Raw genomic sequence first — 21,721 nt, forward strand, 5'->3', positions numbered from 1 at the left:
CTTCGGTGCGGGTCCCCGCGGCGACCCCCCAAGAAGGACCGCGAGCCGGACGATTCGGCCCCGACGGGGGATTCGCCGGCGACCGCCGTCGGCGACAGCGAACTCGCGGCGACGGGACGCGAGTCCGCCCGCCGCGGCGCGGCATGAGTCGGCAGAAAGCCCTTGAAACGCTCGACCTCGACGACGACGCCTCCGAGGACGAGGTGAAAGCGGCCTACCGGAAGCGAGTCAAGGAGACCCACCCGGACTCGAAGACCGGCGACGAAGAGGCGTTCAAGCGCGTCAACCGCGCCTACGAGCGCCTGACCGAGTAACGCGTGTTCTTTTTCATCCGCATTCGACCGCCACGAGCCCCGACGAGCGCCCCTGCGTCGGTTCCGTCTCGGTTGCGGTACGTTCTCATGGCAATCGCTACCGCGGAAAGCGTTTTCACGGTCGGTTTCCTACCCGCTTCCATGAGTGCGGATCGGGCTCTCTTGGACGAGGCCCTCGAGCGCGGTGAGGAAGAAGGCGGAAACGTCGAGTTTAAAGAACGCCTCACCCGCGCCGTTCACCTGTCCGACGGCCGGATGGAGTCGCTCGCGGCGCAACTCAGACATCGAGTGCTCTCCGGCGACGGCGTGGCGACCTACGTGGTCGGCGTCACCGACGACGGCGGCATCGCCGGCATCCCGCCGGACGACTTCTCCGAGACCATGGACGTGCTGTCGCTTCTGGCCGAGGAGGCCGGGGCGCACATCGAAGACGTAGAGACGTGGGGCGTCGGCGATTCGGCCGAACGCGGCCTCGTCGGCGTCGCGACCATCCGCGAGGGGGCGATGCTCGACGTGGACGACGACCACATCGTCGTCGGCACCGCGGGCCACGTCGACCACGGCAAGTCCACCCTCGTCGGCTCGCTCGTGACTGGACAGGCCGACAACGGCAACGGCGGCACGCGGTCGTTCCTCGACGTACAGCCCCACGAGGTCGAACGCGGCCTGTCGGCGGACCTCTCGTACGCCGTCTACGGCTTTTCCGACGACGGCCCGGTCCACATGCGAAACCCCCACCGGAAGTCCGACCGGGCGCAAATCGTCCAGGAGGCCGACCGGCTGGTCTCGTTCGTCGACACCGTCGGCCACGAGCCGTGGCTCCGGACGACGATTCGCGGCCTCGTCGGTCAGCGCCTCGACTACGGCCTGCTCGTCGTCGCCGCCGACGACGGTCCGACGCGGACGACCCGCGAACACCTCGGCATCCTGCTCGCGATGGAGCTACCGACGGTCGTCGCCATCACGAAGGTCGACGCCGTCTCCGAGGAGCGCGCCGCCGAGGTGGAACGCGAGGTCGAACGGCTCCTCCGCGACGTGGGTCGGACGCCCCTGAGCGTCGAGCGCCACGGCGTCGATGCCGCGGTCGACGAGATAAGCGAGTCGGTCGTCCCGCTGTTCCTGACGAGCGCGGTCACGATGGACGGCCTCGGCGACCTCGACCGGCTGTTCGAGGCGCTCCCGAAGCGCAGCGCCGCCGAGGGCGACTTCAAGATGTACATCGACCGGACTTACTCGGTCACGGGCGTCGGCGCGGTCGCCTCAGGCACGGTCAACTCCGGGGCGGTCGAGGCCGGCGACAAACTGCTCTTGGGGCCGATGTCCGACGGCGAGTTCCGCGAGGTCGAGGTCCGCTCCATCGAGATGCACTACCACCGGGTCGACCGGGCCAACGCCGGCCGCATCGTCGGCATCGCCCTCAAGGGCGTCCGCGAGTCCGAAATCGAACGCGGGATGGTGCTTCTCCCGGCCGACTCGGAGCCGACGGCGGTCCGCGAGTTCGAAGCCGACGTGATGGTGCTCAACCACCCGACGCGGATTCAGGAGGGCTACGAGCCGGTCGTCCACCTCGAAACCATCTCCGAGGCGGCCGTCTTCCACCCCGACGGCGGGCGACTCCTGCCCGGCGACACCGGGACGACCCGCGTGGAGTTCAAGTTCCGGCCGTACTTCGTCGAGGAGGGCCAGCGATTCGTCTTCCGCGAGGGCCGGTCGAAGGGTGTCGGGACCGTGACGAAGGTCGACTAAAACAGCACGGGCGGCGACTTCGGTTCGTCTCCGCCGACGGTCAGGCCGAGTCCTCGACCGCGACGTAGCCGTCCGGTTTTCTCGCCGCCGCGCCGAACAGCACCGCCCAGTCGAGCAGCCGGGCGACTCTGTCGCGCCAGCGCGACTCCCACCCGTCAGGGTCGCGGTGTCGCTCCCAGTTCGGGACGGTCGGCTCGAACGCGTCGAACACCGCGTCCGCAGGAGTCGGTTCCTCGCCGAGGACGTCGAGCGCCTCGCGCGCGCCGAAGACGTTCGCCTCGAAGGCGGCCCGCAGTTCGGCTGCGTCGGGGTCGTCGCGGACGCGCTCGAAACCGCGGCTCACCTCGCGGGCGAGCCCGAGCGACTGGCAGAACACGAGCCAGTCGCGGCCCTCGTCGGGCGTCACGTCGAGTCGCTCGGCGACGCGCCCGCAACAGTCGTCTTCGGAGCCGGGAATCAGCGGGACGGCGCGGTGGGCGTCCCACAATCGGTCGAGGGAGTCCGGCGCGGGCGGGACCGGCTTGCGCCTCACAGTCCGAATGAGTCGGCGAGCACGTCCTCGTCGGTCTCGCCGAGGGTGTACGTCGGGCCGTTGACCACGTCGACCGTGACCTGCGCGGGGCCGAACACGTCGGGGTCGACCTCGCCGAAGTCCCAGTCGGCGTCCTCGAACAGCTGCTCGAACGGGACGCCGTAGTCGGGTCCGGCCGTGGAAATCGCGCGGTCGAAGTCGTCGAAGTCCTCGCTGACGGTGACGTGGACGCGCCCGCCGTAGGCGACGGCGTCGTTCGTCCGACCCATGGCGACGCTCTCGTCGTAGCTGACGGGCGCGAGCGGGGCGGAGCCGTTGATAGAGAGGATATTCGTCGGGTCGTAGCCCGCCTCGAAAAGGTTGAACACGGCGAGTTCGGCGGCGCGGGCCGCGCCCGTGACGCTCCCGACGAGCGAGCCGGTCGCGTAGGTCGGCAGGAAGACGGCGCTCGGTTCGAGGCCGGTCGTCTCCGCGACGTGTTCCGCGACTTCGTCGGTCGGGAGGTCGATGCTCTCGACCGAGAGGACCGTCAGGTCGAACTCGTCGTAGTAGCCGAGGTGGTGGAACTCCTCTTCCTCGCCGACCAGCGCGCGTGCGGGGCCGGAACCGAGGCCGTCGAAGTCGTCGAAGGTGAGCTCCCAGCCGGCCTTCTGCGAGCAGAGGAGGGCCAGCGCGGGGCGGTCGGTGGAGAGTTCGACGTGCGGGCGGGGCGTGCCGGCGACCTCGCCCATCCGCGTCTGTACCGTGGCGAGACCCGCGGTCTGAATCTCCGCGAGGAGCATCCCCGCTTCGACACCGCCGTCGGCGTCGACGCCGAAGTCGATGACCGTCGCACCTGAGTCGAGTTCGTAGGCCTCGATGCCGAGTTCCCCGGCGAAGTCGAGCGCCTCGTCGACCAGCTCGATGGCCATCCGATTGATGCTGTCCATGCGAGGCGATTGCGCGCCTTCGGCTAAAGGGTTTGTCAGTCACCCACCGCTACGGGTCGCGTGGACGTGTCTCGTGGCTCGCATGGTGGAAACGCACGCGGATCACCGCGGCCCGCGAATCTACTCGCGGTCGCTTCTGGCTTCTCGCCCGAGGTGGGCTTCGACGGCGTCGACCTTGTCTGCGGCCGTCTGTTCCTTCGTGCGCTTGTCGTCTATCTTCAGGAACGTGCTCACGCGGTCGCCGTCGACCGCCTTGTGGGCCGCGCCGACCGCCGCGAGCAGTTCGTCGATGTCGTCGGCCTCGATGACCGTCCCCATCGGGTTCGTCTCGTAGGACACCTCGAAGTCGTCGAGGGCCGCGACCGCCTTGGCGACCTCACCCGACATGCTGCCTTCGACGACCGGTGCGACGCTCAGCATCGCGATGACTGTCATGGTCGAACCAACGCGCCACGCGGTAGTAAAACGGAGTGGACCGAGACGGTCGATTCGATACCGGAACCGACGAGGCTATCTCCTCGAACAGCCACAGATTCCGATATGTTCCAGAGCGAACTCACTCGGATGGCACTCGTCGCAGGGGCGAACGTCGTCGGTGGGGTGACCCTCGGCTCGGCCATCGGCGGCACGGTCGGTTACGCGGCGGAGTGGACCGCGACAGGAGCCATCTTGGGGCTGGCAGTCGCCGTCTTCGCCGCCCGGAGATAGCCGCCTCCGCATCCCCGACTTGGCAACGCATCGCGCTTTTCTCGTCGGCCGACGTATCAGCATCCATGAATCCGCGTGTCACGAGAGCGCTCACGCTCGGCCGGGCCATCGTCTACGAGGTGCGAACCGAGCGACTCACCTTCATGGCGGGAAGCATCGCCTACGGGGCGTTCGTCTCGCTGCTACCGCTGTTTCTGCTCGTCCTCGCGGCCGTCTCCGCCACCGGCGACAGCGGTCTCCGCGAGGGCGTCATCGCCGTCATCCAGTCCGTGTTGACCCCCGGTGCGGGCGACGTTATCATCGCCGAACTGGAGTCGTCGACCCAGTTGGCGAGCCTCTCTGTCGTCGGGGTGCTCGTGTTGGTGTGGGGGACGCTCCGCATCTTCCGCGGCCTCGACACCGCCTTCTCGGACATCTACGAGTCGGAGGCGGCCAACACCTTCGCCGACCAACTCTCCGACGGCATCGTCGTGCTCGTCACCGTCGCCGTCGCCGTCGTCGCCGGCGCGCTCATCGAGTCCGCGCTCCCGGCGCTCGACGGTGCGCTCGGGTGGGCCGTCTACCGCGGGCTCCTCGTGGTCGTCCTGTTCGTGACGTTCTACCCGATGTACTACATCTTCCCCGACGAGGACGTGACCTACCTCGAAGTCGTCCCCGGCACCCTCGTCGCCGCCGTCGGGCTGACGACCTTCGAGTCGCTGTTCCGGCTCTACGTCGAGTTCAGCAGTCGCGCCCCCGAGTCGAGCGTCGTCGCCGGCATCCTCGTCCTCCTGACGTGGCTCTACTTCAGCGGGCTCGTCATCCTCCTCGGCGCGGCCGTCAACGCGGTGCTGTCGAACCGCTCGCGCGACGTGAACGTCCGCCCGTTGTTCGGCGGCGTCCCCCTCGACTCGCAGGCCGACGCGGTGACTCGCGGCGAGGTGACCGCGGCCATCGAACGACTCGACCACCTCGTGGCGGCCGCTCCGCACGAGGACCTGACAGTTCGCGTCGGCGACGAGTCCGTCACGCTCCCCCGCCCCGAACGGGTCGTCGCCGACACCGAAACCAGTCGGTTCCTCCCGGAGGGCCCAGTCAGACTGGAACTCCGATGGTCCTCGTGGCCTGATAGTCAGGAGGAGTGACGGCGGGCGTTATGGGGCTGGCGTGCGTATGGTACACTATGGCAATAAAGACTCCCGCACGACCGACCCAGCCGGCGCGACCGCTCGAACAGGACCGAACGAGGTGGGAGGCCGTCGAGACGACCGCCGAGACGGCCTCGCGTGCGGTTCGACCCCCGACCGTCGTCGAACACCGGCGACTGCCCGAGAAGGACTTCGGCGAGGCGCGCCTCGTCTGGCGCTGCGACGACTGCGGCGAACTCGGCTCGCTGACCGCGTTCCCGTCGGCGTGTCCCGACTGCGGCGCAGGTCGCGAGGCGCTGTTTTACTTCACCGAGGACTGACGCCTCGGTCGAGCGCGGTCCGCCACCGGCCGACCGCGACCGTTTTCCCGCCGGCCGACGACCCCCGGATATGTATCTCTCTCACCCCGTCCGTCGCATGCGCGACGACCCCATCGCCGACGAGGTCGCGGAACTCCGCGTCGAACCCGCGGACGACGACGCCCGCGCCGCGCTCGAAACCCGCGTCAAGTCGCTCGGCGGCAGCCTCGAACGCGAACTTCGATTCGGTGGCGTCGTGGTCTCGCTCGCGGAATCGGCCGTCTCCGACCTCTGCGAACTCGACGGTATCGAGCGAATCGAGACGGTCGACACGCTCGGTTACTGATTCTTCGCCCACGCGTGCGAGGACGGGACGGCCGTTCCGGCGATTGATGTCAACTATTTAGTGTATCGTCCAGGGATGTAGCGTATGGTCTCCCGCCACTCCCCCGTCGGGCGAACGCTCGGTGTCGCCGCTGCCGTCAGCGTGTCTGTCATCGCCGTCGTGAGGTTCCTCACCAGACCATGAGCGTGCTCGCCGACCTCAGGGGTATTCCCCTGCTCGTCGCGTACCTGTTGCTCCTCACGGGCACAGCCGTGCAGTATCGGCGCGGAAAGCTCTCCGCTACGCGGGCGGTTCTCCTCGTCGGGATGTGTCTCACGTGGCTCTCGTACGCTCTCTTACAGGTGACGCAGTCCGGGACCGTGCCGACGGGAACGCCGCTCAACTACGTCCTCGACGCGCTCGCCGTCGTCGTCCTCGTCGTCGGCGTGGCCGCGATGGTCTGGTGGTGGCGGGCGCGGGACGAACCGTGAGTTCCCGAAGACGCGTCGCTGACCGAGTTGCGTTCAGAGAACTGCGTCGGCTGGGAGTTCACCGAACACTGTGAGGTGAACGCAGGAGCACCGGCGAGGCCAGCGGCCGAGTCGGTGAGACGGGATTTGAACCAGAACCAGACGTGCTCGCTCACTTCGTTCGCTGTGCGCGACTGGTAGGGTTCGAAATCCCAGCGTCCCGTATTCACAACTCACAGTCCGAGCGACACGCACGGCGGTCGCTCGGAGGGGAGGTTCGTTGTAGAAGTGCGTCGGCTGGGATTTGAACTCCACTCGCTCACTCGCGTTCGCTCGCTAGTTCAGAATCCCAGCGTCGCGCACGCAGCCTCACAAGACCGAGAGACACAGCGGTCTCTCGGAGGTTTGTGTTCGGCAGAAGTGCGTCGGCTGGGATTTGAACCCAGGTTGTGACCATGGCAAGGTCACGTGATACCACTACACTACCGACGCATGTGGTGGAAGTGCGCTGGCTGGGATTTGAACCCAGGTTGTGACCATGGCAAGGTCACGTGATACCACTACACTACCAGCGCATTCCGCGTGTATCGTGGCGTGCTGCTGCGTTACTCGATAGTGTCGGGTTGATAAATAAGACTTGCGAAACGGGGGAGAAATCGGGCGACGGCGCGCCACCTGCTACCACGTGAGATTCGGCTTCGGCGACCTGTCGGTGACCGTGTAATTATGTACCACGCGACGTTCGCCAATCCCCCGCAAACTGGGTCGTGGGACGCTCTATCACCCCAGAATGGATTCGCTACTCTTTTAGGTAGGCCCCCGGTACAAACGCCACAGTCTAGACGAGACGAGGATGAACCCGGCATGAAACTCAGCGTACTCGTGCCGTCCTCACTCGTCCGGGAAGCCGAAGATCAACGCGAGGCAACTCGCAAACTCGGCTACGTCGCCCGCGCGGCGGCGGTCTTCCGGGCGAACGAACTCGTCGTCTTCCCCGACGAAGACGGCGAGAACAAGTGGGGCGGCGAGTTCGTCGAAACCGTACTTCGGTACGCCGCGACGCCCCCTTACCTCCGCAAGGAGGTCTGGGGCAAGCGCGACGAACTCCGCTACGCTGGTATCTTGCCGCCCGTTCTCGTGGCGTCTACGACCGCGGACGACTCCGACGAGTCGCCCGCGTTGCGAGAAGGAATCGTGACCGAGGTCGGACCTGACGACCGCGTTCGGGTCAATTGCGGAATGCAACACCCGATCTCCCTGTTCGTCCCTCCCGGGATGAACCTCACAGAGGGAGAGCGCGTCGCTGTCAGGATCTCTTCGCGAGAACCGGTCCGTGCGCGGATCGTCGACGAGCCCCTCCCGGGCTTCGACGTATCCCGCATGGACCTCACGGAAGCACTCGGCAGGCCAGATGCGGGCGTGCGAATCGCCACGTCTCGCTATGGCGAACCGCTGTCGGTCCCCACATTGGGCGACTTGACGGCCCGCATCACCGATGCCGGCGGCATGACCGTCGTCTTCGGGTCGCCGGGCCGTGGGCTTCCGGACATGCTCGGGATGTCTCCCGAGGATGTTGCAGACGTCGAACCTTCCGTTGGTCCGGGGTTCGACCTCTGGCTCAATACGATTCCGCGACAGGGCAGCGAGGTCGTGCGAACAGAAGAAGCGATGTTCGCCTCCCTCGCCTCCCTGACACTCACGGAGTGAATCCATGCCACAACCAAGCAGACCACGAAAAGGCTCGATGGGCTTCAGCCCGCGCAAGCGAGCAGTCAAGGAGGTTCCACGCATCAAGTCGTGGCCGTCCGACGACGGCTCTCCCGCGCTGCAGGGCTTCGCCGGTTACAAGGCCGGTATGACCCACGTGATGATGGTCAACGACGAGGCAGACTCCCCCCGCGAAGGAATGGAGGAGTCCGTCCCGGTGACCGTCGTCGAGACGCCGCCGATGCGCGCCGTCGCCCTTCGCGCCTACGAGCAGACGCCGTACGGTATGAAGCCGCAGACCGAGGTCTGGGCGGGCGAGTTCCACGACGAACTCGACCGCGTCCTCGACCTGCCGGCAGAAGACACGTTCGACTCGGACGCCGACGCGCTTCGCGAGGCCGTCGAGGCCGGCGAAGTCGATGACCTCCGCGTCATCACGCACACGGTGCCCTCCGAGCTCGCGAACGTGCCCAAGAAGAAGCCCGACGTGATGGAGACTCGCGTCGGCGGCGGCTCCATGGTGGAGCGCGCCGACTTCGCCCTCGACCTCGTTGCCGAGGGCGGCGAACACGAGATGTCCGACGTGTTCCGCGCCGGCGAGTACCTCGACGCCGCGGGTGTCACGAAGGGTAAGGGTACGCAGGGCCCCGTCAAGCGATGGGGCGTCCAGAAGCGTAAGGGCAAGCACGCCCGCCAGGGCTGGAGACGCCGTATTGGCAACCTCGGCCCCTGGAACCCGTCCCGTGTCCGCTCTACGGTTCCGCAGCTCGGTCAGACTGGTTACCACCAGCGCACTGAGCTCAACAAGCGCCTCATCGACCTCGGTGAGGGTGACGAGGCCTCCGTCGACGGTGGCTTCGTCAACTACGGCGAGGTCGACGGCTCCTACGCGCTCATCAAGGGCTCGCTGCCGGGCCCCAACAAGCGCCTTCTGCGGTTCCGCCCGGCCATCCGGCCGAACGACCAGCCGCGCCTCGACCCCGAGGTGCGCTACGTCTCTACCGCATCGAACCAGGGTTAAACCATGCAGGCAACTATCCGAGACCTGAACGGCGACGACGCGGGCAGCATCGACCTGCCCGAGGTCTTCGAGACGGCTTACCGTCCGGACCTCATCAAGCGTGCCGTCATCGCCGCGCAGGCAAACCGAAAACAGCCGTACGGTGCCGACCCCTACGCCGGACTTCGAACCCCGGCAGAGTCCATGGGCAGCGGCCGTGGGATGTCCCACGACCCACGCCAGAACGGCGTCGCCCGACGCGTCCCGCACGCCGTCTCCGGCCGTCGCGCTCACCCGCCGAAGGCCGAGAAGGACCAGGGGAAGGAGATCAACACGAAGGAGCGTAAGCTCGCCGTCCGCTCGGCGCTCGCCGCCACGGCGGACCCCGAGCTGGTCGCCGAGCGCGGTCACCGCTTCGACGACGACCTCGAGCTCCCCCTCGTCGTCTCCGACGACTTCGAGGACCTCGTCAAGACGAAGGAGGTCGTCGACCTCCTGCAGTCGCTCGGCGTCTACGACGACATCGAGCGCTCCGAGGAGAACAAGAAGGTCAAGAGCGGCCAGGGCAAGCTCCGCGGTCGCAAGTACACCCGTCCGAAGTCCATCCTCTTCGTGACGGCCGACGAGCCCTCGAAAGCGGCTCGCAACCTCGCCGGCGTCGACGTCGCCACCGCGGCGAACGTCTCCGCCGAAGACCTCGCGCCCGGCACCCACGCCGGTCGCCTCACGCTGTTCACCGAGAGCGCGCTTGAGGAGGTCGCAGAACGATGAGCATCATCGAACACCCGCTGGTCACGGAGAAGGCGATGAACCAGATGGACTTCGACAACAAGCTCCAGTTCATCGTCCACATCGACTCGACGAAGTCCGACGTGAAAGACGAAGTCGAGTCGCGCTACGACGTGGCCGTCGAGAAGGTCAACACGCAGGTCACGATGAAAGGCAAAAAGAAAGCAACAGTTCGTCTCTCTGAAGACGACGACGCGCAGGAAGTCGCGTCGCGTATCGGGGTGTTCTAACCATGGGACGCCGAATTCAGGGCCAGCGTCGTGGTCGCGGTACGTCCACGTTCCGGGCGCCGTCGCACCGCTACAAGGCCGAACTGTCGCACAAGAAGTCCGAGGAGAAAGACACCATCACGGGCACGGTCGTCGGCATCGAGCACGACCCCGCACGCAGCGCGCCCATCGCCCTCGTCGAGTTCGAGGACGAACAGCGCATGATTCTCGCGCCCGAGGGTGTCACCGTCGGCGAAGAGCTTCAGATCGGCGTTTCCGCCGAAATCAAGCCCGGCAACACGCTGCCGCTCGCCGAGATTCCCGAGGGTGTCCCCGTCTGTAACGTCGAGCACCAGCCCGGCGACGGCGGGAAGTTCGCCCGCGCCTCCGGCGTGAGTGCGCAGCTTCTCTCGCACGACCGCAAGGTCGCCATCGTGAAGCTCCCGTCGGGCGAGGTCAAGCGCCTCAACCCCAACTGCCGCGCCACCATCGGCGTCGTCGCCGGTGGCGGCCGCACGGAGAAGCCCTTCGTCAAGGCAGGCAAGAAGTACCACAAGATGAAAGCGCGCGGTATCAAGTGGCCGCGCGTGCGTGGTGTTGCTATGAACGCCGTCGACCACCCGTTCGGTGGCGGCGGCCGGCAGCACCCCGGTCAGCCGAAGTCCGTCTCGCGGAACGCTCCGCCGGGCCGGAAGGTCGGTGACATCGCCTCCAAACGCACCGGTCGCGGTGGCAAGGGAGGTAAGTAACCATGAGTACGCAATACCGCACCGGCCGCGAAGGTGAGTTCACCTACCGCGGCTACACGCTCGACGAGCTGCAGGATATGGAGCTCGACGAGGTCGCGGAACTGCTCCCCGCTCGTCAGCGGCGAACCATCACCCGAGGCCTGTCGGCCGAGCACGAAAAGCTGCTCGCGAAGGCTCAGGACAAGACGGAAGAGGAGACGGCTAACGCACCGATTCGAACGCACCTGCGTGACATGCCGATTCTCCCCGAATTCGTCGGTCTCACCTTCGCCGTCTACACCGGCCAGGAGTTCGAACGCACCCAGATTCAGCCCGAGATGATCGGCCACTACCTGGGCGAGTTCCAGCTGACCCGTAGCTCGGTCGAGCACGGTCAGGCCGGTATCGGCGCGACCCGGTCTTCGAAGTTCGTGCCCCTCAAGTAAACCATGGGAATCAACTACAGCGTCGAGGCCGACCCGGACACCACGGCCAAGGGTATGCTCCGGGACCGGCCCATCAGCATCAAGCACAGCAAGGCCATCTCCCGAGCCATCAAGGGGATGCCCGTCGCCGACGCAGAGGAGTACCTCGAAGCCGTCATCGACGGCGAGCGGTCGGTTCCGTTCAAGCAGCACAACTCCGGTGTCGGTCACCGAAGCGACATCGACGGCTGGGACGCGGGACGGTACCCCGAGAAGGCGTCCAAGGCGTTCCTCGAACTCCTCGAAAACGTTCGCAACAACGCGACCGAACAGGGGTTCGACGGACCGGCCATGGAGATCAAGCACGTCGCCGCCCACAAGGTCGGCGAACGTCAGGGTCGCAAGCCCCGCGCCTTCGGTCGGGCGGACCCGTGGAACACCCCAATCTGTGATGTCGAACTCATCATCGAAGAGGTCGAGGAATAATGGCTGACGAACACCAATTCATCGAGAACGGACTGCAGCGGTCCCAGATCGACGAGTTCTTCGCAGAAGAGCTCGGCCGAGCGGGCTACGGCGGCATGGATGTCGCCAAGACGCCGATGGGCACCCAGATCGTGCTCAAGGCCGAAAAGCCCGGGATGGTCATCGGGAAAGGCGGGAAGAACATCCGTAAGGTCACCCGCGAACTCGAAGAGCGATTCAACCTCGACGACCCACAGATCGACGTGCAGGAAGTCGACGAGCCGGACCTCAACGCCCGGATCGTCGCCGACCGCCTCGCCAACGCGCTCGAGCGCGGTTGGTACTTCCGTAAGGCGGGCCACACGACCATCGACCGCATCATGGACGCCGGCGCCCTCGGTGCCGAAATCGTCCTCTCCGGGAAGGTCACGGGCGCTCGCTCCCGCGTCGAGAAGTTCAACCGCGGCTACATCAAGCACAACGGCGAGCCCGCACAGGAGATCGTCGACGAGGGTCAGGGCGTCGCAGTCATGAAGCTCGGCACCATCGGCGTGACGGTCAAGATCATCCCGCCGGGTGCGAAGCTCCCCGACGACTTCGAAGTCGAGGAAGACGCGAACCCCGAAGCAGTCGAACAGATCGAAGAGACCGAGAGCGTCGAGGACCTCCTCGAAGAGGAGCCGGAGGAAGTTCCGGATGTCTCCGAGGAGGCCGACGACGAGACGGACGCAGTCGACGAAGACGTCGTCGAGGAAGCGGCCGTCGAAGCGGTCGAAGAAGAAGTCGTCGACGAAGCCGACGACGACGAGGACGAAGCGGTCGAGGAAGTCGTCGACGACGACGAAGAACTCGACGAAGACGTCGCCGAAGAGGCGGCCGACCTCGTCGCGGAGATGGAAGACGACGACGAAGAAACGGAGGAAGAATAAATGGCGATCCTCTACACCGAAGAGATTCGCGACATGACGCCCGCAGAGCGCACCGCCGAGCTCGAAGAGCTCGAAACGGAGCTGCTCAACGCGAAGGCCGTGCAGGCCGCGGGTGGCGCGCCGGAGAACCCCGGCCGCGTCTCTGAACTGAAGAAGACCATCGCCCGAATCAAGACGATTCAGGGCGAAGAAGGCGACCTCGACGAAGAATAAAATGCCACTTACACCCGAGACCCTCACGCGACACGAGCTCAACGGCCTCCACGTGGAGGTCGTCGACGCGGCGAACCCCGACCTCGTCGGGATAGCCGGTCGCATCGTCGTCGAGACGATGCACACGCTCATGGTCGACGACGGGTCTCGGGTGCGGCAGGTGCCGAAACGAGGGGCGACCTTCGAATTCGAGATTCCGCGTACAGATGAAGCCGCCGGCGCCGCGAAGGCGTCGGGGACCGCGTCCAAACTTCGGTCGGATACTACTGGCGGATTTGATGCCAGTCAGTCTGATCGGCTCGCCGACTCATCATCGGCAGCTTCCCGTTCCGGGAATTGCGAGGGCGTGGCCTACGTTACGGTGGATGGCGCACAACTGCTCTCACGACCCGCCCTGCGCACCGAAACTACAGGTGACTCGAAATGGCGATAGGACTTGACGTTCCAATGCCTCCGGAACCTGACGATTCCGAGGCTTACGACTACGAAAAATGTCCGTTCTACGGCTCGCTCTCCGTCCGGGGTCAGACCCTGGAGGGGACAGTCGTCTCGACGGACATGGCAAAGACCGTCATCGTCGAGCGGGAGTACGACGTATTCGTTCCGAAGTACGACCGCTACATGAAGCGACGTTCCCGCATCCCGGCACACGTGCCGGGCGTGCTCGACGACGTCGCTGTCGGTGACGAAGTAACGATTGCGGAGACCCGACCTCTCTCGAAGACGAAATCCCACGTCGTCGTCGAGATTATCGGAGGTGACGAGTGATGGAAGCGCTCAAAGCGGACATCACCAAGGGTGTCGCCCGTGGCTCGCTGGTCACGTGCGCCGACAACACCGGCGCTCGTGAACTGAAGATTATCAGCGTCGCGGGTTACTCCGGCACGAAGAACCGCCACCCCAAGGCAGGCATCGGGGACAAGGTGACTGTTTCAGTCACCAAGGGTACCCCCGAGATGCGCCGCCAGGTGCTCGAAGCGGTCATCGTCCGCCAGCGGAAATCCATCCGCCGGCCCGATGGCACGCGTGTGAAGTTCGAGGACAACGCCGCCGTCATCATCGACGAGATGGAAGAGCCTCGCGGGACCGAGATCAAGGGTCCCGTCGCACGCGAAGTCGCCGAGCGCTTCGGGAGTATCGCATCGACGGCTACGATGATTGTATAGTATGACTCGACAACCGCGCAAACAGCGAACCCAGATTCGCGACGCGCCGCTCCACGAGCGGCAAAAGCAGGTCCGCGCACCGCTGTCGGCCGACCTCCGCGAGGAGTACGGCAGCCGTAACGTCCGCGTCAACGCGGGCGACACGGTCGAGGTGCTCCGCGGCGACTTCGCCGGCGAAGAAAGCGAAGTCACCGAGGTCGACCTCACCGACGCCGTCATCTACGTCGACGGCGTCACCGTTGAGAAAGCCGACGGCGAGGAGGTCCCACGCCCCCTTCAGGCCAGTAACGTCCGCGTGACGGAACTGGACCTCGAAGACGACGTGCGCGAGGCCCGACTCAAGGAGGATAACGAATGACTCGACACCAGAAGCGACTGTCCGTACCGAAGTCCTGGCCGGTCGAGCGCAAGACAGGCACGTTCACGGTCAAGGCCGGAGCGGGTCCGCACGGCGAAGAGGGGGTTCCTCTCCTCATCGTCCTGCGCGACGTGCTCGGCTACGTGGACTCGAAGAAGGAGGCCCAGTACGCCCTTAACCACCAGAGCATTCTGGTCAACGGCGACGTGGCCTCCGACGTCCGCCGTCCCATCGGGATGTTCGACATCCTGGCGTTCGTCCAGCGAGAGGAGTACTACCGCGTCTTCCCCGACGAGGGAGGCCGCCTGGCGCTGACCCCCATCGACGCCGACTCGGCATCCAGCCGTCTCGGTAAGATCGTGAACAAGACGCAGGTCGGCGGTGGCGACTTCCAGCTGACGCTCCACGACGGGGCGACCCTCATCGTCGAGGACGCGTCGGAATACAGCGGCAAGGACTCCATCGTCGTCGACAACGAGACGAAGGACGTCGTCGCGCACTTCCCCTACGAGGAAGGCGCGCTCGTCACGGCCGTCAACGGACGGCACTCCGGCGAGATCGGCGAGATCACCGAGATCATCGTCACGCCCGGCAGCGGGAACAACTCCGTTGTCGTCGAGACCGAAGACGGCGAGTTCGAGACGGTCGAACAGTACGTCGTCGTCATCGACGAGAACTTCACGGGTTCGGACGACGAGTCCGAAGCACGTCAGGCTACTGACGGCGGTGATGACGAATGAGCGAGGCTGACTTCCACGCGATGCGCGACCCGCGCATCGAGAAGGTCGTCGTCCACATGGGCGTCGGCGAAGGTGGTCGCGAACTCGCGAAGGCCGAGGACATCCTCGAGGAGATCACCGGTCAGGAGAGCGTTCGCACGATCTCCGGCCGCGCCTCGCAGGACTTTGGCGTCCGCCGCGGCGAACCCGTCGGCGCGAAGGTCACCCTCCGTGGTGACACCGCCGTCGAGTTCCTCGAAACCGCACTCCCCATCGCGGATCTCTCCGTCTCGTCGTTCGACCAGACGGGCAACTTCGGCTTCGGCGTCGAAGAGCACACGGAGTTCCCGAGCCAGGAGTACGACCCGCAGATCGGTATCTACGGGCTGGACGTGACGGTCAACCTCGTCCGCCCCGGCTACCGAGTGAAAAAGCGCGACAAGCGTTCCCGTCAGATTCCGTCGTCCCACCGGATGACCGTCGAGGACGCCGTCGCGTTCATCGAGTCCACGTTCGACGTGGAGGTTGAAGAATGAGCGATAGCGAAACAGAACAGACGGGCGAGCACGCATCCCGCCGCACCGGCCAGGAGAACGAGTGCCGGCGCTGCGGTCGAAAGCAGGGACTTGTCAGCAAGTACGACATCAACCTGTGCCGCCAGTGCTTCCGAGAGATCGCCCGCGAGATGGGATTCAAGAAGTACCGATAAGCAATGGCTGACAACGACCCACTCAGTAGCGCTCTCTCCGGTGTGGACAACGCCGAGAGCGTCGGACACCTGTCCCACGAGATCCAGCCCGCCTCCAACATCATCGGCTCCGTCCTCGAGGTCTTCTACGACCGCGGGTACATCGACGGCTTCGAGTTCGTCGACGACGGCAAGGCCGGTCTGTTCGAGGTCGAACTGAAAGGCGCAATCAACGATTGTGGCGTCGTCAAGCCCCGGTATTCCGCCGGAGCCGACGACTTCGAGAAATGGGAGAAGCGATTCCTCCCCGCCCGTGACTACGGCGCGCTCATCGTCACGACGAGCCACGGCGTCATGAGCCATTACGAGGCCCGCGAGAAGGGCATCGGTGGCCAGATCATCGCCTACGTCTACTAGAACAATGAGCCGAATAGAAATCGAAATCCCGGACGAGGTATCCGCCGAGGTCAAAAACCTCGAGCTCACCATCGAGGGCCCCAACGGAAGCGTCACCAAGCGCCTCTGGTACCCGAACGTCTCGGTCTCCGCCGAAGACGACGCTATCGTCATCGAGAGCGACGTCGAGAACGCGAAGACCAACGCGACCATCGGTACCTTCGAGAGCCACGTGAACAACATGCTTCACGGCGCGACCGAGGGGTGGGAGTACAAGATGGAAGTCCACTACGCTCACTTCCCGATGCAGGTTAGCGTCGAAGGCAGCGACGTGGTCATCAAGAACTTCCTCGGCGAGAAGTCCCCGCGACGAGCGCAGATTCGCGGCGACACGGACGTACAGGTCGACGGCGAAGAACTCACCCTGACGGGCTCCAACAAGGAGGACGTCGGGCAGACCGCCGCCGACATCGAACAACTCACCCGCGTCAAGGACAAGGACACTCGCGTGTTCACCGACGGCGTGTACATCACCCAGAAACCGCAGACTGGTGATGCCTAATGTCGGAAGAAATCACCGAACTCGAAGACATCAGCGGCGTCGGCCCGTCGAAGGCCGACGCGCTCCGCGAAGCCGGCTTCGAGAGCGTCGACGACGTACAGGCCGCGAGCCAGTCCGAACTGGCCGAGGTCGACGGCATCGGTAACGCGCTCGCCGCGCGTATCAAAGCCGACGTCGGTGGCCTCGAGGTCTCCGACGAGGCCGAGGCCGAAGTCGAAGACGAGTCCGAAGCCGAGCCTGAGGAAGAGGAAGCCGAAGACGTCGAGACGGAGCTTCAGCCCCGCGGTCACGCGGACAAGAAGCCCCAGCTCGACGACGAAACCGCGGAAGCCCTGGCGCAGAAGCGCCGCGAGGGCAAGCCGCAGTTCAACCGGCAGGACTACCACAAGAAGAAGCGCACGCCCACGTCGTGGCGTCGCCCCCGTGGTGGTCTCTCCAAACAGCGTATCGGTATCAAGGGCAAGGGCCCCAAGGTCGAGGCGGGCTACCGCACGCCGAAGGCCGCCCGCGGCCTTCACCCGTCGGGCTTCGAGGAGGTCCGCGTGTTCAACACGGACGACCTCGAAGGCATTGACGGCGATACGCAGGCAGTTCGCATCGCCTCCTCGGTCGGCGCGCGCAAGCGCGAGCGCATCGAGGAAGCGTGTGAGGACCGCGAGATTCGCGTCCTCAACCCCACCTACGTCGAAGTAGAGGTGGATAACTGATGACGGACCTCAAAGCGCAGAAGCGAATGGCGGCCGACGTCCTCGACGTCGGCAAGGGTCGAGTTTGGTTCGACCCCGAGGAACAGGCCGAAATCGCGGAGGCCATCACGCGCGAAGACATCCGTGAACTCGTCGACGAGGGCACGATTCGCGCCAAGGACGCCAAGGGCAACTCGAAAGGTCGCGCACGCGAGCGCGCCGCCAAGCGTTCCTACGGTCACCGCAAGGGTGCCGGCTCCCGCAAGGGCCGTTCCGGCGCTCGACAGAACAAGAAAGACGCATGGGTCAGCCGAATCCGCGCCCAGCGCCGTCGCCTGAAAGAGCTTCGCGAGGACGGAACGCTCGACAGTTCCCAGTACCGCTCGCTCTACAACAAGGCGTCCGGTGGCGAATTCGATAGCGTGGACCGGCTTGAAGCGTACATTCAGAACAATTACCAGGTGGAGATTCAATAATGGCGACCGGACCACGATACAAGGTTCCGATGCGGCGTCGCCGCGAAGTCCGGACCGATTACCATCAAAGGTTGCGCCTGCTGAAATCGGGCAAGCCCCGCCTCGTTGCTCGCGTGAGCAACAAGCACGTCAGGGCGCAGCTGGTCACTCCGGGCCCGCAGGGCGACGAGACCCACGCTGCAGCGACCTCTGCTGACCTCGACGAGTACGGCTGGGAAGCCCCCACGGGCAACCTCCCGAGCGCGTACCTCACGGGGTATCTGGCAGGTAAGCGGGCGCTGGCCGCCGGCGTCGAGGAAGCGGTCCTCGACATCGGCCTCAACACGGCCACGCCCGGAAACAAGGTCTTCGCGGTGCAGGAGGGTGCTATCGACGCTGGCCTCGAAATCCCCCACAACGACGCAGTGCTCGCTGACTGGGACCGCAACCGCGGTGTCCACATCGCCGAGTACGCAGAGCTGCTCGACGAGCCGCTCTACAGTGGAGACTTCGATGCCACGAACCTCCCCGACCACTTCGACGAAGTGCTCGGGAACCTTCAGGAGGACGAATGAGCAGAAATAACAACGGCTGGGAGCCGCGAACGCGGCTCGGCCGCATGGTGCAGAACGGCGACGTCACGTCGATGGACCAGGCGCTCGAGACGGGACTTCCGCTTAAGGAACCCCAGCTCGTCGACCAGCTCCTTCCCGGACTGGACGACGAGGTGCTCGACATCAACATGGTCCAGCGCATGACCGACTCCGGCCGCCGGGTGAAGTTCCGGTGTGTCGTCGCAGTCGGGAACCGTGACGGCTACCTCGGCTACGCTGAGGCCCGCGACGACCAGGTCGGCGGTGCCATCCAGAAAGCCATCGAGGTGGCGAAACTGAACATCATCAAGGTAGACCGCGGCTCGGGGTCGTGGGAAGACCGCGCAGGCGGCCTCAACTCCCTCTCGCGCAAGGCAGAGGGCAAGGCCGGCTCCGTGACGGTCCGTATCATCCCCGCCCCGCAGGGTCTCGGCCTCGCGGCCGCAGAGACCGTCCGGAACATCCTCGAACTCGCCGGTATCCAGGACGCCTGGACCAAGAGCGACGGGAACACCCGGACCACGGTCAACCTCGCGAAGGCGACCTACAACGCGCTCAAGAACGCGTCGCAGTCCCGTACGCCCCAGCGCGCTCGTGAAGTGCGTCAGGAGGTGCGCGAATAATGCAGGCTATCGTTCAGCTTCGCGGTGAGGTCAACATCGCACAGGACGTCCGCGACACGCTCACGATGCTCAACATCCACCGCGTGAACCACGCGACGTTCGTGCCGGAAACGGACGCCTACCGCGGGATGATCTCGAAGGTCAACGACTTCGTCGCGCACGGCGAGCCGAGCGTCGACGTCGTCGAGACCCTCATCAGCACGCGCGCCGAGCCCGAGCAGGGCGACGGCGACATCACTGACGAGTGGGTCTCCGAGAACACCGACTACGACGACGTGGCCGCGCTCGCGCAGGCCATCGTCGACGAGGAGACGACGCTGCGAGAGCAGGGCGTCTCCCCCGTGCTCCGTCTGCACCCGCCGCGTGGCGGTCACCGCGGACAGAAGCACGTTACCAAGGAAGGCGGTCAGCTCGGTAAGCACAGCACCGAACAGATCGACGAGCTCCTGGAGGACATGCGATGACGTCCAAGAAGCGACGCCAACGCGGTTCCCGCACGCACAGCGGCGGTACGCACAAGAACCGACGCGGTGCCGGTCACCGCGGCGGTCGCGGCCGCGCCGGACGCGACAAACACGAGTTCCACAACTACGAGCCGCTCGGCAAGCACGGCTTCAAGCGACCTGACGTCCTGCAGGACGACGTCGCCGAAGTCAAGATCCAGAAGCTCGACGAGGACGCGGCGCTCCTCGCGGCCGACGGAGTCGCCGAGAAGGACGGCGACACCTACACCATCGACGCCCGCGACGTGGCCGAGGACGGCTGGGAAGCGGACGTCGTGAAGGTGCTCGGTGGCGGGCAGGTTCGTAACGAACTGCACGTCGTCGCCGACGCCTTCACCGCCGGTGCCGTCGAACTCATCGAGGAGGCTGGCGGCAACGCCGAACTCTCCGAACGCGCCGAAGAAGCGGCGGAAGCCGAGGAATCGGCCGACGCCGACGAGGACGACGAGGAATAAATCATGGGATGGAAGGACGCCGCCGAACCAGTGCTGGCGCGGATGCCCGCAGTCGCCCGACCGGAGGGACACGTACCGTTCCGCCGGAAGCTCGGGTGGACTGGTGGCATCCTCGTTCTGTACTTCTTCCTGACGAACGTGACGCTGTTCGGCGTCGACGCCGCGACCGCGAACGACCTGTTCGGTCAGTTCCGGTCGATCTTGGCCGGCCAGCAGGGCTCGGTGCTCCAACTGGGTATCGGTCCAATCGTCACGGCGAGCATCGTCCTACAACTGCTTGGCGGTGCTGACCTGCTCGGGCTCGACACGGACAACAACCCGCGCGACCAGATCCTCTATCAGGGTCTGCAGAAGCTGCTCGTCGGGGTCATGATCGTCCTGACGGGTCTGCCGATGGTGTTTGCCGGCAACTTCCTGCCGGCCGACCAAGCCGTAGCGGCGTCGCTCGGCATCGGTACGCTCGGCGTGAAGGGACTCATCTTCGCGCAGATCGCCGTCGGTGGTGTCCTCATCCTGTTCATGGACGAGATCGTCAGCAAGTGGGGCGTCGGCTCCGGGGTCGGCCTGTTCATTATCGCCGGCGTCAGCCAGCAGCTCGTCGGTGGGCTGTTCAGCTGGGAGGGCCTCGGTGGCGCGTCCGGGTTCTTCCCGACGTGGATCGGCATCGTCACCGGTGCCATCGAACTGCCGGCCTCGCCGACCGACCTGCTGTCGACGGTTTTCCTCGGTCAGGGACAGCTGCTCGCACTCATCACGACGGTGCTCATCTTCGGCATCGTCGTCTACGCCGAGAGCGTTCGCGTCGAGATTCCCCTCTCGCACGCCCGCGTGAAGGGTGCCCGCGGTCGCTTCCCGGTCAAGCTCATCTACGCGAGCGTCCTGCCGATGATCCTCGTCCGCGCCCTGCAGGCGAACATCCAGTTCCTCGGGCGCATCCTCAACAACTCGTGGACCGCCATGCCAGCGTGGCTCGGCCAGTACACGAGTGGACAGGTCACCGGTGGCCTGTTCTACTACCTCGCGCCCATCCAGTCGCGGTCCGACTGGATGTGGTTCCTCGGGCTCACGTCGGCCGACCCGCTCGACATCGCCATCCGCGTGCTCATCGACCTGGTCTTCATGATCGTCGGTGGCGCGGTGTTCGCGATATTCTGGGTCGAGACGACGGGCATGGGTCCGGAATCGACCGCACAACAGATTCAGAACTCCGGGATGCAGATTCCCGGGTTCCGACGCAACCCGCAGGTCATCGAGAAGGTCATGGAGCGGTACATCCCGCAAGTGACCGTCATCGGTGGCGCGCTCGTCGGCCTGCTCGCCGTCATGGCGAACATGCTCGGCACCATCGGCGCAGTCTCCGGGACGGGGCTGCTCCTTACGGTCTCCATCACGTACAAGCTGTACGAGGAGATCGCGGAGGAACAGCTCATGGAGATGCACCCGATGATGCGCAACATGTTCGGCTCCGAATAGCGAGCACCGACGCGCTCGACTGCCGCCGCACGCTCGCGGCGAACGTCACTTCCACTTCACTTCATTTCTGACCCGCTTGCACCGAGAGCGGCGCGACCGCCTCGGACCGCCCGTACCGCCGGACAATCC

Annotated in this window: 34 protein-coding genes, 2 tRNA genes and 1 pseudogene; 32 read left to right on the top strand and 5 right to left on the bottom strand. The window is 65.5% G+C overall.

The window, feature by feature from the left end; all coding sequences use genetic code 11:
* Together NKF06_RS09085 and NKF06_RS09090 are read left to right on the top strand one after the other, a co-directional pair.
* Positions 1–314, top strand: a pseudogene (locus NKF06_RS09085) (J domain-containing protein); the annotation flags it as partial.
* 141 nt (positions 315–455) lie between these two features.
* Complete coding sequence (locus tag NKF06_RS09090) at positions 456–2,060, top strand: GTP-binding protein (protein WP_058827523.1); 1,605 nt, start codon at positions 456–458, stop codon at positions 2,058–2,060.
* 40 nt (positions 2,061–2,100) lie between these two features.
* Here NKF06_RS09090 and NKF06_RS09095 read toward each other — a convergent pair whose 3' ends face one another.
* The 3 genes from NKF06_RS09095 to NKF06_RS09105 all read right to left on the bottom strand — a co-directional run bounded on the left by NKF06_RS09095 (position 2,101) and on the right by NKF06_RS09105 (position 3,956).
* Positions 2,101–2,592, bottom strand: coding sequence for a hypothetical protein (locus tag NKF06_RS09095; protein WP_253245206.1), 492 nt, complete (start codon positions 2,590–2,592; stop codon positions 2,101–2,103).
* A complete protein-coding gene (gene mch, locus NKF06_RS09100) occupies positions 2,589–3,521 on the bottom strand; it encodes a methenyltetrahydromethanopterin cyclohydrolase (protein WP_058827525.1) in 933 nt (310 codons plus the stop codon). Before mch ends, NKF06_RS09095 begins: the two co-directional genes overlap by 4 nt.
* 120 nt (positions 3,522–3,641) lie before the next feature.
* Positions 3,642–3,956: an MTH1187 family thiamine-binding protein gene (locus NKF06_RS09105; RefSeq protein ID WP_004042629.1), complete on the bottom strand. Its 315-nt coding sequence runs from the start codon at positions 3,954–3,956 to the stop codon at positions 3,642–3,644.
* Positions 3,957–4,061: 105 nt separating this feature from the next.
* Between NKF06_RS09105 and NKF06_RS09110 the strand changes: the two genes are divergently transcribed.
* From NKF06_RS09110 to NKF06_RS09130, 5 genes are all read left to right on the top strand, one after another.
* Positions 4,062–4,229, top strand: coding sequence for a hypothetical protein (locus NKF06_RS09110; RefSeq protein ID WP_172795791.1), 168 nt, complete (start codon positions 4,062–4,064; stop codon positions 4,227–4,229).
* 65 nt (positions 4,230–4,294) lie between these two features.
* The gene (locus NKF06_RS09115; protein WP_253245207.1) at positions 4,295–5,353 is read left to right on the top strand and encodes a YihY/virulence factor BrkB family protein; all 1,059 of its coding nucleotides are present in this window, start codon (positions 4,295–4,297) and stop codon (positions 5,351–5,353) included.
* 38 nt (positions 5,354–5,391) lie between these two features.
* Positions 5,392–5,676, top strand: a complete 285-nt coding sequence (locus NKF06_RS09120; RefSeq protein ID WP_058827527.1) for a hypothetical protein — start codon at positions 5,392–5,394, stop codon at positions 5,674–5,676.
* Positions 5,677–5,746: 70 nt separating this feature from the next.
* Complete coding sequence (locus NKF06_RS09125; RefSeq protein WP_253245208.1) at positions 5,747–6,001, top strand: hypothetical protein; 255 nt, start codon at positions 5,747–5,749, stop codon at positions 5,999–6,001.
* Positions 6,002–6,180: 179 nt separating this feature from the next.
* Complete coding sequence (locus NKF06_RS09130) at positions 6,181–6,471, top strand: hypothetical protein (protein WP_253245209.1); 291 nt, start codon at positions 6,181–6,183, stop codon at positions 6,469–6,471.
* Positions 6,472–6,871: 400 nt separating this feature from the next.
* On the opposite strand, the gene NKF06_RS09135 is transcribed toward NKF06_RS09130, so the two are convergent.
* Both NKF06_RS09135 and NKF06_RS09140 read right to left on the bottom strand, forming a co-directional pair.
* Positions 6,872–6,942, bottom strand: a tRNA-Gly gene (locus NKF06_RS09135).
* A 12-nt stretch (positions 6,943–6,954) separates the two neighbouring features.
* Positions 6,955–7,025 (bottom strand) — tRNA-Gly (locus tag NKF06_RS09140).
* 289 nt (positions 7,026–7,314) lie between these two features.
* Here NKF06_RS09140 and NKF06_RS09145 point away from each other — a divergent pair.
* The 25 genes from NKF06_RS09145 to secY are packed head-to-tail and all read left to right on the top strand — an operon-like array spanning position 7,315 to position 21,592.
* Complete coding sequence (locus NKF06_RS09145; RefSeq protein WP_058827530.1) at positions 7,315–8,157, top strand: RNA methyltransferase; 843 nt, start codon at positions 7,315–7,317, stop codon at positions 8,155–8,157.
* A gap of 4 nt (positions 8,158–8,161) precedes the next feature.
* Positions 8,162–9,178, top strand: coding sequence for a 50S ribosomal protein L3 (locus NKF06_RS09150; RefSeq protein WP_058827531.1), 1,017 nt, complete (start codon positions 8,162–8,164; stop codon positions 9,176–9,178).
* A 3-nt stretch (positions 9,179–9,181) separates the two neighbouring features.
* Positions 9,182–9,928: a 50S ribosomal protein L4 gene (rpl4p, locus tag NKF06_RS09155; RefSeq protein WP_058827532.1), complete on the top strand. Its 747-nt coding sequence runs from the start codon at positions 9,182–9,184 to the stop codon at positions 9,926–9,928.
* Entirely contained in the window at positions 9,925–10,176 is a 252-nt protein-coding gene (locus NKF06_RS09160; RefSeq protein ID WP_058827533.1) for a 50S ribosomal protein L23, read from the top strand. The genes rpl4p and NKF06_RS09160 overlap by 4 nt, the downstream gene beginning before the upstream one ends.
* Positions 10,177–10,178: 2 nt before the next feature.
* A complete protein-coding gene (locus NKF06_RS09165; RefSeq protein WP_004974912.1) occupies positions 10,179–10,904 on the top strand; it encodes a 50S ribosomal protein L2 in 726 nt (241 codons plus the stop codon).
* Positions 10,905–10,906: 2 nt separating this feature from the next.
* Entirely contained in the window at positions 10,907–11,329 is a 423-nt protein-coding gene (locus tag NKF06_RS09170) for a 30S ribosomal protein S19 (protein ID WP_042663557.1), read from the top strand.
* A 3-nt stretch (positions 11,330–11,332) separates the two neighbouring features.
* Positions 11,333–11,794 (top strand): 50S ribosomal protein L22, encoded by a 462-nt coding sequence (locus NKF06_RS09175; protein WP_004042608.1) that lies wholly within the window; start codon positions 11,333–11,335, stop codon positions 11,792–11,794.
* Positions 11,794–12,702, top strand: a complete 909-nt coding sequence (locus tag NKF06_RS09180) for a 30S ribosomal protein S3 (protein WP_058827534.1) — start codon at positions 11,794–11,796, stop codon at positions 12,700–12,702. Before NKF06_RS09175 ends, NKF06_RS09180 begins: the two co-directional genes overlap by 1 nt.
* Positions 12,703–12,915 (top strand): 50S ribosomal protein L29, encoded by a 213-nt coding sequence (rpmC, locus tag NKF06_RS09185; protein WP_004062417.1) that lies wholly within the window; start codon positions 12,703–12,705, stop codon positions 12,913–12,915.
* Position 12,916: 1 nt separating this feature from the next.
* Positions 12,917–13,348: a ribonuclease P protein component 1 gene (locus NKF06_RS09190; RefSeq protein WP_058827535.1), complete on the top strand. Its 432-nt coding sequence runs from the start codon at positions 12,917–12,919 to the stop codon at positions 13,346–13,348.
* Positions 13,339–13,683 (top strand): 30S ribosomal protein S17, encoded by a 345-nt coding sequence (locus tag NKF06_RS09195; protein ID WP_042663561.1) that lies wholly within the window; start codon positions 13,339–13,341, stop codon positions 13,681–13,683. Before NKF06_RS09190 ends, NKF06_RS09195 begins: the two co-directional genes overlap by 10 nt.
* Positions 13,683–14,081, top strand: coding sequence for a 50S ribosomal protein L14 (locus NKF06_RS09200; RefSeq protein WP_004042597.1), 399 nt, complete (start codon positions 13,683–13,685; stop codon positions 14,079–14,081). Before NKF06_RS09195 ends, NKF06_RS09200 begins: the two co-directional genes overlap by 1 nt.
* Position 14,082: 1 nt before the next feature.
* On the top strand, positions 14,083–14,439 hold the full coding sequence (rplX, locus tag NKF06_RS09205) for a 50S ribosomal protein L24 (protein WP_058566955.1): 357 nt from the start codon (positions 14,083–14,085) through the stop codon (positions 14,437–14,439).
* Positions 14,436–15,179, top strand: a complete 744-nt coding sequence (locus NKF06_RS09210) for a 30S ribosomal protein S4e (protein WP_008095292.1) — start codon at positions 14,436–14,438, stop codon at positions 15,177–15,179. The genes rplX and NKF06_RS09210 overlap by 4 nt, the downstream gene beginning before the upstream one ends.
* Positions 15,176–15,694, top strand: coding sequence for a 50S ribosomal protein L5 (locus tag NKF06_RS09215; protein ID WP_004974920.1), 519 nt, complete (start codon positions 15,176–15,178; stop codon positions 15,692–15,694). Before NKF06_RS09210 ends, NKF06_RS09215 begins: the two co-directional genes overlap by 4 nt.
* The gene (locus NKF06_RS09220) at positions 15,691–15,867 is read left to right on the top strand and encodes a 30S ribosomal protein S14 (protein WP_004042587.1); all 177 of its coding nucleotides are present in this window, start codon (positions 15,691–15,693) and stop codon (positions 15,865–15,867) included. The genes NKF06_RS09215 and NKF06_RS09220 overlap by 4 nt, the downstream gene beginning before the upstream one ends.
* 3 nt (positions 15,868–15,870) lie before the next feature.
* Positions 15,871–16,263, top strand: coding sequence for a 30S ribosomal protein S8 (locus NKF06_RS09225; RefSeq protein WP_004042581.1), 393 nt, complete (start codon positions 15,871–15,873; stop codon positions 16,261–16,263).
* Positions 16,264–16,267: 4 nt separating this feature from the next.
* Positions 16,268–16,804, top strand: a complete 537-nt coding sequence (locus NKF06_RS09230) for a 50S ribosomal protein L6 (protein ID WP_004974940.1) — start codon at positions 16,268–16,270, stop codon at positions 16,802–16,804.
* Complete coding sequence (locus NKF06_RS09235) at positions 16,804–17,511, top strand: 50S ribosomal protein L32e (RefSeq protein WP_115881176.1); 708 nt, start codon at positions 16,804–16,806, stop codon at positions 17,509–17,511. The genes NKF06_RS09230 and NKF06_RS09235 overlap by 1 nt, the downstream gene beginning before the upstream one ends.
* The gene (locus tag NKF06_RS09240; protein ID WP_253245210.1) at positions 17,511–17,966 is read left to right on the top strand and encodes a 50S ribosomal protein L19e; all 456 of its coding nucleotides are present in this window, start codon (positions 17,511–17,513) and stop codon (positions 17,964–17,966) included. Before NKF06_RS09235 ends, NKF06_RS09240 begins: the two co-directional genes overlap by 1 nt.
* Positions 17,966–18,520 carry a 50S ribosomal protein L18 gene (locus tag NKF06_RS09245; RefSeq protein ID WP_058827537.1) on the top strand — a complete coding sequence of 185 codons (555 nt, stop codon included), beginning with the start codon at positions 17,966–17,968 and terminating at the stop codon, positions 18,518–18,520. The genes NKF06_RS09240 and NKF06_RS09245 overlap by 1 nt, the downstream gene beginning before the upstream one ends.
* Positions 18,517–19,161, top strand: coding sequence for a 30S ribosomal protein S5 (locus tag NKF06_RS09250; RefSeq protein ID WP_049905066.1), 645 nt, complete (start codon positions 18,517–18,519; stop codon positions 19,159–19,161). The genes NKF06_RS09245 and NKF06_RS09250 overlap by 4 nt, the downstream gene beginning before the upstream one ends.
* Entirely contained in the window at positions 19,161–19,625 is a 465-nt protein-coding gene (locus NKF06_RS09255; protein WP_042663568.1) for a 50S ribosomal protein L30, read from the top strand. The genes NKF06_RS09250 and NKF06_RS09255 overlap by 1 nt, the downstream gene beginning before the upstream one ends.
* Positions 19,622–20,119, top strand: coding sequence for an uL15m family ribosomal protein (locus tag NKF06_RS09260; protein WP_004974953.1), 498 nt, complete (start codon positions 19,622–19,624; stop codon positions 20,117–20,119). The genes NKF06_RS09255 and NKF06_RS09260 overlap by 4 nt, the downstream gene beginning before the upstream one ends.
* Before the next feature lie 3 nt (positions 20,120–20,122).
* Positions 20,123–21,592 carry a preprotein translocase subunit SecY gene (secY, locus tag NKF06_RS09265; RefSeq protein WP_058827538.1) on the top strand — a complete coding sequence of 490 codons (1,470 nt, stop codon included), beginning with the start codon at positions 20,123–20,125 and terminating at the stop codon, positions 21,590–21,592.
* Positions 21,593–21,721: the final 129 nt, after the last annotated feature.

The sequence above is a fragment of the Haloferax sp. AB510 genome (assembly GCF_024136985.1).
Lineage (GTDB): Archaea > Halobacteriota > Halobacteria > Halobacteriales > Haloferacaceae > Haloferax.

Coding starts and splice junctions, on each gene's coding strand:
- NKF06_RS09090 (WP_058827523.1), top strand. CDS start 456: ATGAGTGCGGATCGGGCTCTCTTGGACGAGGCCCTCGAGCGCGGTGAG.
- mch (WP_058827525.1), bottom strand. CDS start 3,521: ATGGACAGCATCAATCGGATGGCCATCGAGCTGGTCGACGAGGCGCTC.
- NKF06_RS09105 (WP_004042629.1), bottom strand. CDS start 3,956: ATGACAGTCATCGCGATGCTGAGCGTCGCACCGGTCGTCGAAGGCAGC.
- NKF06_RS09110 (WP_172795791.1), top strand. CDS start 4,062: ATGTTCCAGAGCGAACTCACTCGGATGGCACTCGTCGCAGGGGCGAAC.
- NKF06_RS09115 (WP_253245207.1), top strand. CDS start 4,295: ATGAATCCGCGTGTCACGAGAGCGCTCACGCTCGGCCGGGCCATCGTC.
- NKF06_RS09120 (WP_058827527.1), top strand. CDS start 5,392: ATGGCAATAAAGACTCCCGCACGACCGACCCAGCCGGCGCGACCGCTC.
- NKF06_RS09125 (WP_253245208.1), top strand. CDS start 5,747: ATGTATCTCTCTCACCCCGTCCGTCGCATGCGCGACGACCCCATCGCC.
- NKF06_RS09130 (WP_253245209.1), top strand. CDS start 6,181: ATGAGCGTGCTCGCCGACCTCAGGGGTATTCCCCTGCTCGTCGCGTAC.
- NKF06_RS09145 (WP_058827530.1), top strand. CDS start 7,315: ATGAAACTCAGCGTACTCGTGCCGTCCTCACTCGTCCGGGAAGCCGAA.
- NKF06_RS09150 (WP_058827531.1), top strand. CDS start 8,162: ATGCCACAACCAAGCAGACCACGAAAAGGCTCGATGGGCTTCAGCCCG.
- rpl4p (WP_058827532.1), top strand. CDS start 9,182: ATGCAGGCAACTATCCGAGACCTGAACGGCGACGACGCGGGCAGCATC.
- NKF06_RS09160 (WP_058827533.1), top strand. CDS start 9,925: ATGAGCATCATCGAACACCCGCTGGTCACGGAGAAGGCGATGAACCAG.
- NKF06_RS09165 (WP_004974912.1), top strand. CDS start 10,179: ATGGGACGCCGAATTCAGGGCCAGCGTCGTGGTCGCGGTACGTCCACG.
- NKF06_RS09170 (WP_042663557.1), top strand. CDS start 10,907: ATGAGTACGCAATACCGCACCGGCCGCGAAGGTGAGTTCACCTACCGC.
- NKF06_RS09175 (WP_004042608.1), top strand. CDS start 11,333: ATGGGAATCAACTACAGCGTCGAGGCCGACCCGGACACCACGGCCAAG.
- NKF06_RS09180 (WP_058827534.1), top strand. CDS start 11,794: ATGGCTGACGAACACCAATTCATCGAGAACGGACTGCAGCGGTCCCAG.
- rpmC (WP_004062417.1), top strand. CDS start 12,703: ATGGCGATCCTCTACACCGAAGAGATTCGCGACATGACGCCCGCAGAG.
- NKF06_RS09190 (WP_058827535.1), top strand. CDS start 12,917: ATGCCACTTACACCCGAGACCCTCACGCGACACGAGCTCAACGGCCTC.
- NKF06_RS09195 (WP_042663561.1), top strand. CDS start 13,339: ATGGCGATAGGACTTGACGTTCCAATGCCTCCGGAACCTGACGATTCC.
- NKF06_RS09200 (WP_004042597.1), top strand. CDS start 13,683: ATGGAAGCGCTCAAAGCGGACATCACCAAGGGTGTCGCCCGTGGCTCG.
- rplX (WP_058566955.1), top strand. CDS start 14,083: ATGACTCGACAACCGCGCAAACAGCGAACCCAGATTCGCGACGCGCCG.
- NKF06_RS09210 (WP_008095292.1), top strand. CDS start 14,436: ATGACTCGACACCAGAAGCGACTGTCCGTACCGAAGTCCTGGCCGGTC.
- NKF06_RS09215 (WP_004974920.1), top strand. CDS start 15,176: ATGAGCGAGGCTGACTTCCACGCGATGCGCGACCCGCGCATCGAGAAG.
- NKF06_RS09220 (WP_004042587.1), top strand. CDS start 15,691: ATGAGCGATAGCGAAACAGAACAGACGGGCGAGCACGCATCCCGCCGC.
- NKF06_RS09225 (WP_004042581.1), top strand. CDS start 15,871: ATGGCTGACAACGACCCACTCAGTAGCGCTCTCTCCGGTGTGGACAAC.
- NKF06_RS09230 (WP_004974940.1), top strand. CDS start 16,268: ATGAGCCGAATAGAAATCGAAATCCCGGACGAGGTATCCGCCGAGGTC.
- NKF06_RS09235 (WP_115881176.1), top strand. CDS start 16,804: ATGTCGGAAGAAATCACCGAACTCGAAGACATCAGCGGCGTCGGCCCG.
- NKF06_RS09240 (WP_253245210.1), top strand. CDS start 17,511: ATGACGGACCTCAAAGCGCAGAAGCGAATGGCGGCCGACGTCCTCGAC.
- NKF06_RS09245 (WP_058827537.1), top strand. CDS start 17,966: ATGGCGACCGGACCACGATACAAGGTTCCGATGCGGCGTCGCCGCGAA.
- NKF06_RS09250 (WP_049905066.1), top strand. CDS start 18,517: ATGAGCAGAAATAACAACGGCTGGGAGCCGCGAACGCGGCTCGGCCGC.
- NKF06_RS09255 (WP_042663568.1), top strand. CDS start 19,161: ATGCAGGCTATCGTTCAGCTTCGCGGTGAGGTCAACATCGCACAGGAC.
- NKF06_RS09260 (WP_004974953.1), top strand. CDS start 19,622: ATGACGTCCAAGAAGCGACGCCAACGCGGTTCCCGCACGCACAGCGGC.
- secY (WP_058827538.1), top strand. CDS start 20,123: ATGGGATGGAAGGACGCCGCCGAACCAGTGCTGGCGCGGATGCCCGCA.